Source organism: Neomegalonema sp. (assembly GCF_028688855.1).
Lineage (GTDB): Bacteria > Pseudomonadota > Alphaproteobacteria > Rhodobacterales > Rhodobacteraceae > Neomegalonema.
The window spans coordinates 39506-53589 of record NZ_JAQTXI010000012.1 but is presented as its reverse complement, the minus strand read 5'-3'; the positions used below and the strand labels follow the sequence as shown (position 1 = coordinate 53589).

Annotated in this window: 14 protein-coding genes and 2 pseudogenes; 10 read left to right on the top strand and 6 right to left on the bottom strand. The window is 70.1% G+C overall.

The window, feature by feature from the left end; genetic code table 11:
* Nucleotides 1-240: 240 nt before the first annotated feature.
* Nucleotides 241-2136: an acyl-CoA synthetase gene (locus PHN62_RS10575; protein WP_300150138.1), complete on the bottom strand. Its 1896-nt coding sequence runs from the start codon at nt 2134-2136 to the stop codon at nt 241-243.
* Between the two features lie 323 nt (nt 2137-2459).
* Between PHN62_RS10575 and PHN62_RS10570 the strand changes: the two genes are divergently transcribed.
* Nucleotides 2460-4250 (top strand): ABC transporter transmembrane domain-containing protein, encoded by a 1791-nt coding sequence (locus PHN62_RS10570; RefSeq protein WP_300150136.1) that lies wholly within the window; start codon nt 2460-2462, stop codon nt 4248-4250.
* Here PHN62_RS10570 and PHN62_RS10565 read toward each other — a convergent pair.
* Nucleotides 4247-4462 carry a hypothetical protein gene (locus PHN62_RS10565; protein WP_300150133.1) on the bottom strand — a complete coding sequence of 72 codons (216 nt, stop codon included), beginning with the start codon at nt 4460-4462 and terminating at the stop codon, nt 4247-4249. The genes PHN62_RS10570 and PHN62_RS10565 overlap by 4 nt on opposite strands.
* Nucleotides 4463-4758: 296 nt before the next feature.
* On the opposite strand from PHN62_RS10565, the pseudogene PHN62_RS10560 reads away from it, so the two are divergent.
* A pseudogene (locus PHN62_RS10560) lies at nt 4759-5037 on the top strand (BON domain-containing protein); the annotation flags it as partial.
* A gap of 243 nt (nt 5038-5280) precedes the next feature.
* A pseudogene (locus tag PHN62_RS10555) lies at nt 5281-5430 on the top strand (LysM peptidoglycan-binding domain-containing protein); the annotation flags it as partial.
* 62 nt (nt 5431-5492) lie between these two features.
* Here PHN62_RS10555 and PHN62_RS10550 read toward each other — a convergent pair.
* The 3 genes from PHN62_RS10550 to PHN62_RS10540 all read right to left on the bottom strand — a co-directional run bounded on the left by PHN62_RS10550 (nt 5493) and on the right by PHN62_RS10540 (nt 7363).
* Nucleotides 5493-6566: a 5-(carboxyamino)imidazole ribonucleotide synthase gene (locus PHN62_RS10550; protein ID WP_300150130.1), complete on the bottom strand. Its 1074-nt coding sequence runs from the start codon at nt 6564-6566 to the stop codon at nt 5493-5495.
* A complete protein-coding gene (gene purE, locus PHN62_RS10545) occupies nt 6563-7036 on the bottom strand; it encodes a 5-(carboxyamino)imidazole ribonucleotide mutase (protein ID WP_300150324.1) in 474 nt (157 codons plus the stop codon). The genes PHN62_RS10550 and purE overlap by 4 nt, the downstream gene beginning before the upstream one ends.
* Nucleotides 7037-7156: 120 nt before the next feature.
* Nucleotides 7157-7363 (bottom strand): YdcH family protein, encoded by a 207-nt coding sequence (locus PHN62_RS10540; protein WP_300150127.1) that lies wholly within the window; start codon nt 7361-7363, stop codon nt 7157-7159.
* Between the two features lie 74 nt (nt 7364-7437).
* Between PHN62_RS10540 and PHN62_RS10535 the strand changes: the two genes are divergently transcribed.
* Complete coding sequence (locus PHN62_RS10535) at nt 7438-7938, top strand: TIGR02444 family protein (protein ID WP_300150123.1); 501 nt, start codon at nt 7438-7440, stop codon at nt 7936-7938.
* Here PHN62_RS10535 and PHN62_RS10530 read toward each other — a convergent pair.
* Nucleotides 7935-9401 carry a metallopeptidase TldD-related protein gene (locus tag PHN62_RS10530; RefSeq protein WP_300150120.1) on the bottom strand — a complete coding sequence of 489 codons (1467 nt, stop codon included), beginning with the start codon at nt 9399-9401 and terminating at the stop codon, nt 7935-7937. The two genes, PHN62_RS10535 and PHN62_RS10530, sit on opposite strands and share 4 nt — an antisense overlap.
* A gap of 381 nt (nt 9402-9782) precedes the next feature.
* Here PHN62_RS10530 and coxB point away from each other — a divergent pair, with 381 nt between their 5' ends.
* Genes coxB through PHN62_RS10500 form a run of 6 tightly spaced genes read left to right on the top strand, consistent with a single transcriptional unit; the run spans nt 9783 to nt 14065 of the window.
* Nucleotides 9783-10628: a cytochrome c oxidase subunit II gene (coxB, locus tag PHN62_RS10525; RefSeq protein ID WP_300150117.1), complete on the top strand. Its 846-nt coding sequence runs from the start codon at nt 9783-9785 to the stop codon at nt 10626-10628.
* 59 nt (nt 10629-10687) lie between these two features.
* Complete coding sequence (locus tag PHN62_RS10520; protein WP_300150321.1) at nt 10688-11638, top strand: heme o synthase; 951 nt, start codon at nt 10688-10690, stop codon at nt 11636-11638.
* Nucleotides 11639-11651: 13 nt separating this feature from the next.
* On the top strand, nt 11652-11795 hold the full coding sequence (locus PHN62_RS10515) for a hypothetical protein (RefSeq protein ID WP_300150114.1): 144 nt from the start codon (nt 11652-11654) through the stop codon (nt 11793-11795).
* On the top strand, nt 11792-12424 hold the full coding sequence (locus PHN62_RS10510) for a cytochrome c oxidase assembly protein (protein ID WP_300150112.1): 633 nt from the start codon (nt 11792-11794) through the stop codon (nt 12422-12424). Before PHN62_RS10515 ends, PHN62_RS10510 begins: the two co-directional genes overlap by 4 nt.
* Before the next feature lie 41 nt (nt 12425-12465).
* Entirely contained in the window at nt 12466-13305 is an 840-nt protein-coding gene (locus PHN62_RS10505; RefSeq protein WP_300150109.1) for a cytochrome c oxidase subunit 3, read from the top strand.
* Nucleotides 13274-14065, top strand: a complete 792-nt coding sequence (locus PHN62_RS10500; protein WP_300150107.1) for an SURF1 family protein — start codon at nt 13274-13276, stop codon at nt 14063-14065. Before PHN62_RS10505 ends, PHN62_RS10500 begins: the two co-directional genes overlap by 32 nt.
* Nucleotides 14066-14084: the final 19 nt, after the last annotated feature.

Sequence of the window (14084 nt, the reverse complement as noted above, 5' to 3'; positions counted from 1 at the left end):
GGCTCCCGCCAGGATCATGCGGAGGCGGCTTGGGGGCCTCCTGCCCCCATGTCTCCGGCGCGCCTCCCAGCGCCAGACAGACCACGCCGCAAACCAGCCGGAACCGAGCCCCCATCATCACATCCCCTCCATGCGCGCAAGTCGTCAAGATTTGCGCCCTCGGCGAGAGGAATCAAGGCGCCCCGCAATCCGGAGGCGCCCCCATGATTCATCGAAGGGTCAAAAGAGGATCATCCGCCCTCATCCCAGACGCCAGGCTGTGATGAAGGGCCCCAGCGCCTCGCGGATCCTGCCTTCGTCGGCGCGATCCTCCGGCGTCACCACCGCCACGAGGCCCTTCTTCGGGTCCTCCTCCACGCGCAGGACCGCCTTCACCCCCGCCGCCTCCAGAGCCGCGCCGTAAACCCGCGTGATCGCCGAACGCCGCAGATCGGGCTTGAAGATCTTGCCCACCGCCGTCTTCGGCAACTCCGGCAGGATCTCGACATAGCTCGGCGCGGCGGCCCGCTCGGGGATGCGCTCGCCCACGAAGGCCTTGATCTCCTCGGGCGTCGCCGAAGCCCCCGCGTTCAGCTCGACGTAGAGCGCCGGAAGCTCTCCGGTCTTGGCGTCGGGCTGGCCGATGGCTCCCGCGAAGGCCACCGCAGGATGATGCGCCGCCGCCTCCTCGATCATCCCCGGGTCGATGTTGTGCCCGCCCCGGATGATCAGATCCTTCGCCCGTCCCGTGATCCACAGATAGCCGTCGGAATCGATCCGCCCGAGGTCGCCCGTGCGGATCCAGTCCCGGTCGGCGAAGAGGTTCCTGTTGCGGTCGGCCTCCTTGTAGCCGGGGATCACCTGCGGGCCCTTCACGCAGATCTCGCCGATCTCGTCGGTCGCGCAGTCCTTCGTCACCGCTCCGGAGCCGTCCAGATGCAGGATCCGGATGTCGGTGTAGGGGAAGGGAATCCCCACCGAACCGATCTTGCGCTCGCCCTCCGGCGGATTGCACGAGATCAGGCAGGTGGTCTCCGTCTGGCCGTAGCCCTCGATGATCCGGACGCCCACCGCCTCCTCGAACTTGCGGAACAGCTCGGTCGGCATGGGCGCCGAGCCGCAGAGCGCCAGCTTCAGCGTCGAGACGTCGGCGTCGATCGGGCGCTGCATCATCGCCGAGACCGCCGTCGGCACCACCACGATGAAGGTCGCCTTGTGGCGCTCGACGAGCTTCCAGATCCCGTCCATCACCCCCGCGCCGCGATAGCCCTGGGGCGTCGGCATGACGAAATGCGCCCCCCCCGCCATGCAGGCCATGAGGATCGGATAGGCCGCCAGCACATGGAACAGCGGCAAGGGACAGAGCAGCGTCGATTCATGGTCGAAGAGCAGTTCGCTCGCCGCCCAGCCGTTCCAGATCATGCCGATCTGGCGATGCATGGCGGTCTTGGGCGCGCCGGTGGTGCCGCCGGTGTGGAAATAGGCGCCGATGTCTTCGGGACCGGCGGTCAGCTCGAAGGTGAGGCGGTCGGCGGGCTGGCCGGCCAGGCCGGCGGCGAAGTCCATGATCTTCGCGGCGTGGCCGCCGGGGCGCTTCGGGCGGATCAGCGGAACGAGCCAGCTTTTCGGCGGCTTGAGCCCGCGCTTGAAATCCACCTCCACGAGGGTCTTGACGCCCGGCGCCAGAGCCAGAGCCGCCGCGGCCTTGTCGGCGAGGTCGGCGCGCGGGAAGGGCGCGAGGCTCACCAGAACCTTCGCCCCCGACTCGCGCAGCAGGGCCGCGATCTGGGCGGGCTCCAGCAGGGGATTGATCGGATGGACGATTCCCGCCGTCTGGCCCGCCATCAGCGTGACGGCCATCTCCATGCAGTTGGGCAGCAGCGTGGCCACCACGTCCTTCGGCCCCACCCCCAGAGAGCGGAAGAGGTTGGCCGCCCGGGTGACCTCGCCCTTGAACTCGCGCCAGGTGGAGGAGATCAGCTTCGCGTCGGGCTCGCTGGTGAGCTGGAAGGTGACCGCCGGGCGGTCCGGATGCTTCGCCGCGGTGGCGCTCATCAATTCGTAGGTGTTGCGGGCGCTCCAGCGTTCCGAGAGCGGCACGCGATCCATCGCGAGCTTGTCGGCCATCGACGCATAGCGCGTGGTCGTCCCGTCCATCCTGACTTCCTCCCAAGACTTCGGCTTTTTCTCTTTGGACGTCCAGAGTAACGCCTCGCCCCGAAGCGGCGCAAGATGCCGCCAGGGCAGGATTTCCGCGCCTCCGGCGAGGGTTCCGCCCCTCTGCGGCCCCTCTGCGGCCCGGATCCGGCGCCGATTCGGGCGGCGGAGGGCCCCGCGATCGGAGGAAGGACGCAGGACGGGCGGATCCCGCTGCGGCGCCTCTCCCCTTGACCCTATCCTCAAGGCGGGCCTAACTCGCCGCCCGAAGACCGGGTGGACAAAGCAGGCGGAACGGACCAGGCATGGCGCGCGAAGGCGGAATGGAATCGACGGAGACACTCGCCGGAGGCCGGGCGAAGTCCAGAAGCCTGCGGCCCTTGCGGGCGCTCTGGCCCTTTCTGAGGCCCTATCGCGGACTGGCGGCGGCGGCGGTGCTGTCGCTGGCTCTGGCGGCGGGCTTCACCATGACCATGCCCATGGCGCTGCGCCGGGTGATCGACCTCGGGTTCGATCCGGAGAAGGCGCGCTTCATCGATCAGTATTTCCTCGCCTTCCTGGCGGTGGCGGGAGGTCTGGCCCTGGCGACGGCGGCGCGGTTCTATTTCGTCACGCGGCTGGGCGAGCGGGTGGTCGCGGACATCCGCCGCGCGGTCTATGACCATGTGGTGGGGCTCGGGCCCGCCTATTTCGAGCGCATGCGCACCGGCGAAACCCTCTCGCGCCTGACCACCGACACCACGGTGATTCAATCGGTGGTGGGCTCGGCGGCTTCGGTGGCGCTGCGCAACCTCCTGATGCTCGTGGCGGGGCTGGCGCTGCTCTTCTACACCAGCCCCGGCCTGACGGGCATGGTGCTGCTGATCGTGCCTCTGGTGGTGGCGCCCATCGTGCTGCTCGGGCGCAGGCTGCGCAGGCTGGCGCGGCTGGCTCAGGACCGGATCGCGCTGGCCTCGGGCGTGGCGGGCGAGTCCCTCGGGGCCCTGCGCGACGTCCAGGCCTTCACCGCCGAGGAGGCCGTCCGGGAGCGCTTCGGCGCGGCGGTGGAATCCGCATGGGACGCCGCCCGCGAGCGCATCCGGGTGCGCTCCCTGCTGACGGCCATCGTGATCTTTCTGGTCTTCTCGGCGGTGGTGCTGGTGATGTGGCGCGGCGCCCGCGCCGTGATCGACGGCGAGATGACGCCGGGCACCCTCGGACAGTTCATCCTCTACGCGGTGCTCGTGGCCGGAGCGGTCGGGGCGCTCTCGGAGGTCTGGGGCCAGATGCAGCAGGCGGCGGGCGCCACCGAACGCCTCGTCGAGCTGCTGGAGGCCGAAGACCCCATTCCGGTCCCCGTCCCGCCCCTCGCCCTGCCCGAGCCTCCGCGCGGAGAGATCCGCTTCGAGCATGTGGGCTTCCGCTATCCGCTGCGGCCCGACGCCTCGGCGCTGGAGGATCTCGACCTGACGGTGCGTCCGGGCGAGACGGTGGCTCTGGTGGGGCCCTCGGGGGCGGGCAAGACCACGGTGTTCCAGCTGCTCGAACGCTTCTACGATCCGCAGAAGGGCCGCGTGCTGATCGACGGCGTGGACCTCCGGCAGGCCGATCCGCGCGCCTTCCGCAAGCGCATCGCGCTGGTGCCTCAGGAGCCCGCCGTCTTCGCGGCCAGCGTGGCCGAGAACATCGCCTTCGGCGCGGGCGTCGCCGAGGCCTCGCGCGCCCGCATCGAGGAGGCCGCCCGAGCCGCCGCCGCCCATGACTTCATCATGCGCCTGCCGGAGGGCTACGACACCCTGGTCGGCGAGCGGGGGATCCTGCTCTCGGGCGGACAGAAGCAGCGCCTGGCCATCGCGCGGGCGATCCTGCGCGACGCGCCCATCCTGCTGCTCGACGAGGCGACCAGCGCCCTCGACGCCGAAAGCGAACGCGCCGTTCAGGAGGCGGTGGCGCGGCTCTCGGCGAACCGCACCACGCTGGTGATCGCGCATCGTCTGGCGACGGTCCAGCGCGCCGACCGCATCGTGGTCATGGAGCATGGCCGCATCGTCGCGGAGGGCACCCACGCCGGACTCGTGGCTCAGGGCGGGCTTTACGCGCGCCTCGCGCGGCTGCAGTTCGAGACCGCGCTCTAGGGGATCCCGAGACTCCGCCGCAGCGCCGAGAACAGGGCCCAGAAGACCACATAGGCCAGAGACAGCGCGAAGAACGACCCGATCAGCGTCTCGCCGAAGCTCCAGGGCCATTCCTGTCCGGGGCCGGGCGCGCCGCAATGCGGGCAGGACCGGGCCGTCTCGGCGACCTGCTCCCGGCAGGCCTTGCAGGGGGTGAGAGGATTGCGCATCATGAAACCTCCCGTCTTGCGAATATTCCTCCCCTTGACGATTCCCTGAAAACAGATCCCCATACATCCCATCAATCATGGATTGCAGAAGCGGCGCGCCCCTCCCGAGGCGCGCAGGAGAGGAAAGCGCCTCCCCTTCGGCGGGGCCAGGCCCTTGAAGATCCGGGCTCTCCGGAGATTCCGCCTCCGGCGCGGCGCGGCTTCGGCCTCACGAAATCTTGACGCGAGGCCCCCGCGCGTCCATCTGTGGAGCGCCCCGCCGGATCCGGCGCAGGGCTGAAGCTCAGGGAGACGCCTCGATGGGTCTGTTCGATTTCTTCAAGCGCGCGGGCCAGTCGCTCGCTCCGGGCAAGGCCAAGGCCGCCCCCGCCACGATCGACTCCAGGGAGGAGGCCGCCACTCCCACCGCCGAGGAGATCAAGGCTGCGGTCGTCGCCCATCTGCCCGAAGCGAAGGATCTGACCTTCACGGTCGAAGGCGACACGGTGAAGATCTCCGGCAGCGCCTCCCAGGAGACGCGCGAAAAGGCCATCGTCGCGGCGGGCAACATCGCCGGCGTGGCCCGGATCGACGAGAACGTCCAGGTCGTGCATCAGGTCCAGCCGCAGGCGGCGCCCGCCCCGGCTCAGCCCGCCGCCCAAGCCCCGGCTCAGCCCGCCGCCCGTCCCGCGACGACCGCCGCTCCGGCTCCGGCCGCCGCGCCCGCGCAGCCCCAGACTCAGGTCGCCGCCGCCCGCACCACGACCGTCGCCGCCGCGACGACCGCCGCCGTGACGACTTCGGCGCCCGCCGCCCCCGTGGCGGATTCGACCTATGTGATGGTGGAGAAGGGCGACACGCTCTGGAAGATCGCGGCCAGGGCCTATGGCGACGGCTCGAAATATCAGCGGATCTTCGAGGCCAACCGCCCCATGCTGAGCCATCCGGACAAGATCTATCCGGGCCAGACGCTCCGCGTGCCGCCGAAATAAGCGCCCGACCCCCGGAGAACATGAAGCCGCGCGAGGCCCGCAAGCCGCGCGCGGTTTTCGTTTCAGATCCGCGTCACGCGGGTGACGTGGCCCATCTTGCGGCCCGGCCGGGCTTCGGCCTTGCCGTAGAGATGAACCGCCGTGTTGGGCTGCCGCGCATATTCCTCCCAGGCCTCGGCCTCCTGGCCGATGAGGTTGGTCATCGTCGCGTCGGCGTGGCGCGAGGGGTCGCCCAGAGGCCAGCCCGCCACCGCCCGGATCTGCTGCTCGAACTGGCTGACGGCGCAGGCCTCGATGGTCCAGTGGCCGGTGTTGTGGACGCGCGGCGCGATCTCGTTGACCAGAAGCCGCCCGTCGCCGAGGGCGAAGAACTCGATCCCCATCACCCCGACGTAGTCCAGACCCTCCAGGATGCGCCGCGCCATGTCCGCGGCCACCGCGGAGAGCTCCGCCCCGCCCCGCGCCGGAACCCGACTTTCGCGCAGGATCCCCGCCTCATGGCGGTTTTCGGTCAGGTCGTAGGCGCGGATCTCGCCGTCGGCGCCGCGCGCGGCCACGAGGCTGACCTCGCGGGAGAAGGGGACGAAGCCCTCCAGAATCGCCTGAGCCCCCTTCATCTCGGCGAAGGCCGCGGCGGCCTCCTCGGGAGCCCGGATCCGGACCTGACCCTTGCCGTCATAGCCGAAGCGGCGGGTCTTGAGGATGGCGGGCGCCCCCAGCTCCGCGAGGGCCTTCCTCAGATCCTCCAGGGAATCGACCTTGCGGTAAGGCGCGGTCGGGACTCCGACGCGGTTGACGAAGTCCTTCTCGAGCATCCGGTCCTGCGCGATGGCCACCGCCCGCGCTCCCGGACGCACCGGCACGCTCTCGCCGAGCAGGGCGAGGGTCTGGGCGGGCACGTTCTCGAATTCGGTCGTCGCCGCCGAAACCGAGGCCGCGAAGGCCGCCAGAGCCGCCCGGTCGTCATAGGGCGCGCAGGTGACCGCCGAAGCGACGTCGAAGGCGGGAGAACCGGCCTCGGGCGCGTAGACATGCGCCTTGATCCCGAGGCGCGCCGCCGCCATGGCCAGCATGCGGCCGAGCTGTCCGCCGCCGAGAATGCCCACCGTTCCGCCCGGAGGCGCCAGAACCTTCATGTCGAGACCTCCGGATCTTCCACGGTTTCGGCCACCGAAGCCGTCTGTTCGGCCCGCCAGGACGCCAGACGTCCGGCGAGGGCGGGGTCGAAGGCGGCGAGGATCTGCACGGCCAGAAGTCCGGCGTTGGCGGCGCCCGCCTCGCCGATGGCCAGCGTCCCCACGGGCACGCCCTTCGGCATCTGCACGATGGAGAGCAGGCTGTCCCAGCCGCTGAGCGCCGCGCTGCGCACCGGCACGCCCAGAACCGGCAGGGCGGTCTTCGAGGCGAGCATGCCCGGCAGATGGGCCGCGCCTCCCGCGCCCGCCACGATCACCTTGAGCCCCCGGCTCGCGGCGGTCTCGGCGTAGGCGAAGAGCCGGTCGGGCGTGCGATGCGCCGAGACCACCTTCGCCTCATGAGCCACGCCGAAGCGCTCCAGCATTTCGGCCGCGGCCTTCATGGTCGGCCAGTCCGAGCGGCTGCCCATGACCACTCCGACCACCGGCCGGACCTCGTTCCCCTCCGCCTTGCTCAAGGCGCGCCCCCTGCTCCTGCGTTTCAGAAGCGGCCCATCATGAAGGCCCGCCGCCAGGAAGCAAGACCGGAATCAGGCGATGATGTCGGGATAGAGCGAGTCGTTGAGCCGGGCGATCTCGTCCTTGAGCATGAGCTTGCGCTTCTTCAGCCGCCGCAGGGCGAGTTCGTCGCCCGGAACCTCCGCCCGCTGCGCGATTTCCTCGTCCAGAGCGCGGTGTTCGGCCTGCAAGGCCTCCAGCCGCGCGCGCAAAGCCGATTCTACGCCGGAATCTTCCATCTCATGCCTATGTTCGGAGATACGCCGCCCGCCTCCACCCTAGCGCAAAAGCGCCCCCAAACCCAGAGGAAACCATGACGACAGCCTCCGGCGGTTCCGGATTCAGGAGATTCGCCCTCGCATTTTACGCCGCTCCCGGCGTGGAGGCCGCCCTGATCGCGCTTCAGGACGAGGCCGGACAGGACGTGATCCTCATGCTTTACGGGCTCTGGCGGGCCGGGCGCGGCGAGGCTCTGGCGCCGGAGGAGGCCCGGAAGGCGGCGGATCTCGCGGGGGAATGGACGGCCCGCGCGACGCAGCCCCTCAGGGCGCTCCGGCGCGCGATGAAGCAGCCCTTCCGCCAGGCTCCCGCCGCAGAGGCCGAAGCCGCCCGCCGCGAGGTCAAGGCGCTGGAGCTGGCCATGGAGATGCGTCTGATCGCCTGGCTGGAGGCCCCGCCCGCCCCCGCCGCCGCCCAGACCGCAGCCTCGGGGGAGCTGGCCCGGAGGAATCTGCGGCTTCTGGGCGAGGCCTCGGGCCGGGCGGGCGATCCGGAGCCCCTGCTCCGGCTCTGGGAGGCCTGGAGAGAGGCCTAGCGCTCGCCGCGTCCGCCGACCACCAGCCCGTCGATGAGCAGGCTCGGCTGACCGCAGGTCACCGGCACGCCCTGGCCGTTCTTGCCGCAGGTGCCGCCGCCGTCGTCCAGCCTGACGTCGTTGCCGATCATGCGGATGTGCTTCAGGGCGGTCGGGCCGTCGCCGATGATGGTCGCGCCCTTCACCGGATGCAGGATCTCGCCGTTCTTCACCCGATAGGCCTCGACGCAGTTGAAGACGAATTTCCCCGAGGTGATGTCCACCTGTCCGCCGGAGAACTCCACGGCGTAGATCCCGTCCTTCACCGCCCTGACGATCTCCTGCGGATCATGCGGACCGGCCAGGGCGAAGGTGTTGGTCATGCGCGGCATGGGCATGTGCGCATAGGACTGGCGCCGCCCGTTGCCCGTGGGCTTCAGGCCCATCAGCCGCGCGTTCTGCCGATCCTGCATGTAGCCCACGAGCCGCCCGTCCTCGATCAGGACGTTGCGCGCGGTGGGCTCGCCTTCGTCGTCCACGTTGAGCGAGCCGCGCGCCTCGGGGATGGTCCCGTCGTCCACCACCGTGACGCCCCTGGCCGCCACCTGCTCGCCCATCAGCCGCGAGAAGGCCGAAGTCCCCTTGCGGTTGAAGTCGCCCTCCAGCCCGTGCCCGACCGCCTCGTGCAGCAGCACGCCGGGGCCGCCCGCCGCGAGCGCCACCTCCATCTGACCCGCCGGAGCCTCCTCCGCCTCCAGATTGAGCAGCGCGCGGCGCAAAGCCTCGTCGGCGACATGGCGCCAGCCCTCGGGGCTCACGAGCTTCTCGAAGCCGTGGCGCCCCCCGAGCAGCGCGTAGCCGCTTTCGCGCCGGGCGTTGCTCTCGACGATGACGCTGACGCGCAGCACCACCACAGGCCGGGAATCCGAAACGCGCCTTCCGTCGGCGTGGAGGATCTCGATCTCCTTGAGCCCGCCCCCGATGGAGGCGCTCACCTGCTTCACGCGCGGATCGCGGGCGCGCACATGGGCGTCGATCTCGCGCAGGAGCGCCGCCTTCGCCCCGAGCGAACCGCCCTCCAGAGGATTGCGCGCCTCGTAGAGCGAGGGGCGCTCGACGCGCTCCGGCGAGAGGGCCAGATTCGCCGGACGCCCCGCCGTCGCCGCCTCGGAGGCCGCCGCCGCCGCGCGCCGGAGCGCCGCCTCGTCGAGTTCGGGCGAATGGGCGTAGCCGACGGCCTCGTCCGCCACGACGCGCAGGCCGAAGCCCTGGGCCGTATCGGCCTGAGCCTCGGCGAGGCGTCCGTCGTCGAAGGCGAGATGCTCCATGCGGCGCCGTTCGAGATAGAGCTCGCCGTCGTCGGCGCCCCTGAGCGCCTCGCTCAGGATGCGCCGCGCCGCCTCCGAATCAAGCTGCGTCCCGAAGGGCGCGAAGGCGGCCCCGGTGGAGAAGGCGGAAGCGTCGGCGGGGGCTGTCCGGGTCATCTGGGCTCCTTGCGGCCGCCGGGACGCCCGCGCCTCCTCCGGAATCTCCGGAGGATCTCGGGAGCCGCCCCGGCCTCCGGCCTGGCGAGATTCGCGCAGGATCCGCGCGAAAGGCGTCTTCGCCCCCGACGGATCGCGTCCTGATCGCGTCCTAGATGCGCCCTCGGGGGCTCCGGCGCAAGAGGCGCCCGCAGACGGCGGGACGACCCCGGGCGGCCTCTGCGGCCTTCCGCCGCCCGATGAGGCCAAGGGCCGACTTGCGCCCCGGCTTCACCTGTGCTTTGTGGCGCTTCAAGGACAGGTCGCGTCCGCCGATCCGGCCGGGCTCGCAAGGCCCCGTCGAGGGCGCGGCGAAGGGGAGCAAGGGAGAGGGACAAGCCCATGCGCAGCTCTGCGAAACCCGCAGCCATGATCATCGCCGCCGGGCTGACGCTCGCCGCAGGCGCCGCCGCCGCTCAGGACGCCCTCGGCCACGCCGTGAACTGGCAGACGGGCTTTCAGGCGGCGACCACCGAAGTCGCCGACCGCACGCATGGCGTGCACAGCGTCCTTCTCGTCATCATCACCATCATCACGCTCTTCGTGGTGGCGCTGCTGGGCTACACCTGCTTCCGCTTCAGCGCGAAGAACAATCCGGAGCCCCGCCGCTTCACCCACAACACGCTCGTGGAAGTGGTCTGGACCATCGTTCCGGTGATCATCCTGGCGGTCATCGCCGGACCCTCGATCCGCCTCCTCTACTTCCAGGAGGAGATTCCTCCCGCCGACATCACCATCAAGGGCGTCGGGCATCAGTGGAACTGGGAATACACCTATCCCCTGGCCGACGATCAGGAGATCAACTTCACCTCGATCATGCTGGAGAAGGACGAGGCCGAGGCCGAGGACCTGCCCTGGCTGCTCGCGACCAGCGATCCGCTGGTGGTGCCGGTGGGCAAGGTGGTGCGTCTGCAGCTGACCGCCAGCACCGTGATCCACGCCTGGACCGTGCCCAGCTTCGGCGTGAAGATGGACGCCGTGCCGGGACGCCTCAACGAGACCTGGTTCCGTCCTGACGTCGTGGGCACCTTCTACGGCCAGTGCTCCGAGCTCTGCGGCAAGGACCACAGCTTCATGCCCATCATGGTGAAGGTGGTTCCCCAGGAGGAATACGACGCCTGGGTCGCGGAGAACCTGGCCGCGCTCGACGGCGGCGACCAGCCGACCCGTCTCGCCGAGGCGCGCTGAGCCTCCAACCTGTCCGAGCTGTCGAGGGGGACCAGCAGATGGCCAATCCCGCCGTGGAGATGGAGATGATCGGCGCCGCGTCCGGCAAGGGCGGCGACGCGGAGGTCGGCGACTATCTCCAGCTGCTCAAGCCGCGGGTGATGTCGCTGTCGATCTTCACCGCCTTCGCGGGCATGGCGGCGGCGCCTCATCCTCCGCATCCGGTGGTCGCCTTCGCGTCGCTGCTCTGCGTGGCGGTGGGCGCGGGCGCCTCGGGGGCGCTCAACATGTGGTGGGACGCGGACATCGACCGTCTGATGGACCGCACCCGCCGACGCCCCATCCCCGCCGGACGCGTCCAGCCCGAAGAGGCCCGCGCGCTCGGACTGGTGCTGGCGGTGCTCTCGGTGGCCATGCTGGCGGTCTTCGCCAATCCGCTGGCGGCGGGGCTGCTGGCCTTCACCATCTTCTTCTACGTCGTGATCTACAGCATGTGGCTCAAGCGCGCGACGCCCCAGAACATCGTGATCGGCGGCGCCGCGGGCGCCCTGCCTCCGATGGTGGGATGGGCCGTCTCGACGGGCTCGGTCTCGGTCGAATCCCTGCTGATGTTCCTGCTGATCTTCCTCTGGACGCCGCCGCATTTCTGGGCTCTGGCGCTCTGGCGCCGGCCGGACTACGCCGCCGCGGGCGTGCCCATGATGCCCGTGACCGCAGGCGAGCCCCATACGCGCCGTCTGATCCGGCTCTACGCGCTGCTGCTGGCGGCGGCCTCGGTCGCGCTGGCGCTGTCGGACGTGGGGGGCCCCCTGTCTCTGGCGGCGGCGCTGCTGCTCAACGCGCGCTTCCTGGCCGATGCGCGGCGCGTGGCGCGGCGCTCGACCGCGGATTCCGAAGCCGACCGCTACGGCGCGGAGAAGCGGCTCTTCGGCTTCTCGCTGGTCTATCTCTTCGCGATCTTCGCGCTCCTGCCGATCGAGGCCGCCTTGCGCGCCTTCTGGGCCTGGCCCACGATCGGCGCCCTGATCTGAGGAAAGGCGAGCCATGGCCGAACATGACATCTTCCGTCGCCGCCGGGGACGCAATTATCTGGTCGGGGGGCTGCTGCTCCTCTTCGCCCTGCTGATCTTCGCGGTGACCATCGTGAAGCTCAAGACCGGAGCGGGCTCCTGGGGGCCGGGGCTATGAGCGCCCCCGAGACGCGCGAAGAGCTGGAGGCGCGCCGCCGCAAGGGCCTGCGCCGCACGGTGCGGATCGCGGTGGGGATCGTCGCGACCATGGGCGCGGCCTCCTTCGCGGCGGTGCCGCTCTACGACCTGTTCTGCCGCGTGACGGGCTATGGCGGCACGCCGGTGCTGGCCTCCGACCGGGGGGCCTCCGCGGGCGCGACCGGAGACTTCATCACCGTCAGCTTCGACGCCTCGAAGGCGCCGGACATGCCCTGGAGCTTCACGCCGCTTCAGCGCGAGGTGAAGGCGCGGCTCGGCGAGGACACGCTGATCTTCTACCGCGCCCATAATCCCACCGACCGGCCCGTGGCCGGACAGGCGACCTACAACGTCGCGCCGGTCTCGGCGGGAGAATATTTCGTCAAGATCGACTGCTTCTGCTTCACCGAGCAGATCCTGCAGCCGGGCCAGACCGTGGACATGCCCGTCAGCTTCTACGTCGATCCGGCCATCCGGGAGAACGCGGGCACGCGCCGGATGCCGAGCATCACCTTGTCCTACACGTTCTACAGGCTCGACGCGCCGCTGGAGGCCGCCGCGCTCTCCGCCGCGCCGGAAGCCGACGAGGGGGCGACGACGGTTCGCTGACCCGTCGCCGGAGTTGAAGACCGCCAGAGGGAGCCCAGGCCATGTCGAGCGCCGTCAAGAACCACGACTATCATATTCTTCCACCGAGCATCTGGCCCTTCGTGGGCGCGGTCGCGGCCTTCGTCATGTTCGTCGGGGGCGTTCTGTGGATGCACGACGTCACGCCCGTCATGTTCTGGATCGGGCTGATCGGCGTGATCGTCACGATGTTCGGCTGGTGGCGCGGCGTGATCCATGAATCCAACACCGGCGACCATACGCCGGTGGTGCGCATCGGCCTGCGCTACGGCTTCATCCTGTTCATCATCTCCGAGCTGATGTTCTTCGTGGCCTGGTTCTGGGCCTATTTCAAGGGCGCGATCTATCCCTCGGACATGGTCACCTCCGAGGATTACGCCAGCAAGCTCGGCACCTGGCCGCCCGCCGGAATCGAGCCGGTCGACCCCTGGGGCCTGCCGCTGATCAACACGCTGATCCTGCTGCTCTCGGGCGCGACGCTCACCTGGGCGCATCACGCGCTGCTCGAGAACAACCGCCGCGACCTGATCCGCGGCCTCGCGGTGACGGTGGTTCTGGGCTTCATCTTCCTCGGCATGCAGGCTCTGGAGTACGTCCACGCCTATCATGAGGGCCTGACGCTCCAGAGCGACCTCTACGGCGCGGCCTTCTTCATGGCGACCGGCTTCCACGGCTTCCATGTGTTCGTCGGCGCGGTCTTCCTGGCGGTCTGCCTCGTGCGCGCCATGAAGGGCGACTTCACCCCCGAGGCCCACATCGGCTTCGAGGCCGCCGCCTGGTACTGGCATTTCGTGGACGTGGTCTGGCTCTTCCTCTTCATCTCGGTCTACCTTGGCAGCGCCTATTTCCTCCACGCCGCCTGAGGCGGCACAGCCTGGCCGCAGCCGTCGCGCTCTGGGGATCGCTCTCCTCTTCGCGGCGGCGGGGCTCGCGCTTCTGCTGAGCCTCGGGCTCTGGCAGCTTCAGCGCCTCCAGTGGAAGGAGGCGCTGATCGCCGTCGCCGAGACGCGGATCTCCGCCGCGCCCGGCCCTCTGCCCGCCGCCCCCGCGCCGGAGGCGGACCAGTTCCGCCCCGTGGTCGTCCGGGGCCGCTACGCCGAAGAGCCCGAGACGCTCATCGCCACCAGCCGCGCCCCCGACGGGCCGGGCTTCCGGGTGGTCGAGGTCTTCGAGGCGGAGACTCCGGGCGGCGCCTTCCGCCGCATCCTCGTGGACCGGGGCTATGTCCCCTCGGCGAAGCGCGACCCCGCCTCCCGCCCCGAGAGCCTGCGCTCCGGCGGACAGGAGCTCAGCGGCGTGCTCCGCTGGTTCGACGAAGGCAATTTCGCCCTCCCCGCGCCCGATCTCGACAAGCGCCTCTGGTTCGAGCGCGACGTCCCCGCCCTGGCGGCGGCGCTCGGGACGGAGCCCGTGATGATCCTCGCGGCGGACGAAGACCCGACGGCCCTGCCTCTCGCCGATCCGCCCGACGTCTCCTATCGCAACAAGCATCTCGAATACGCCGGGACCTGGTTCTCCCTGGCGGCGGCCTGGGCGCTGATGTCCTTCTTCTGGCTGCGCCGCCTCGCCTCCGGACGCCCGGATTCAGGACGCCTCGACTCGGGGCGCGGAGGCGGCGTATAGTCCCGAGCCTTCCGCAAGC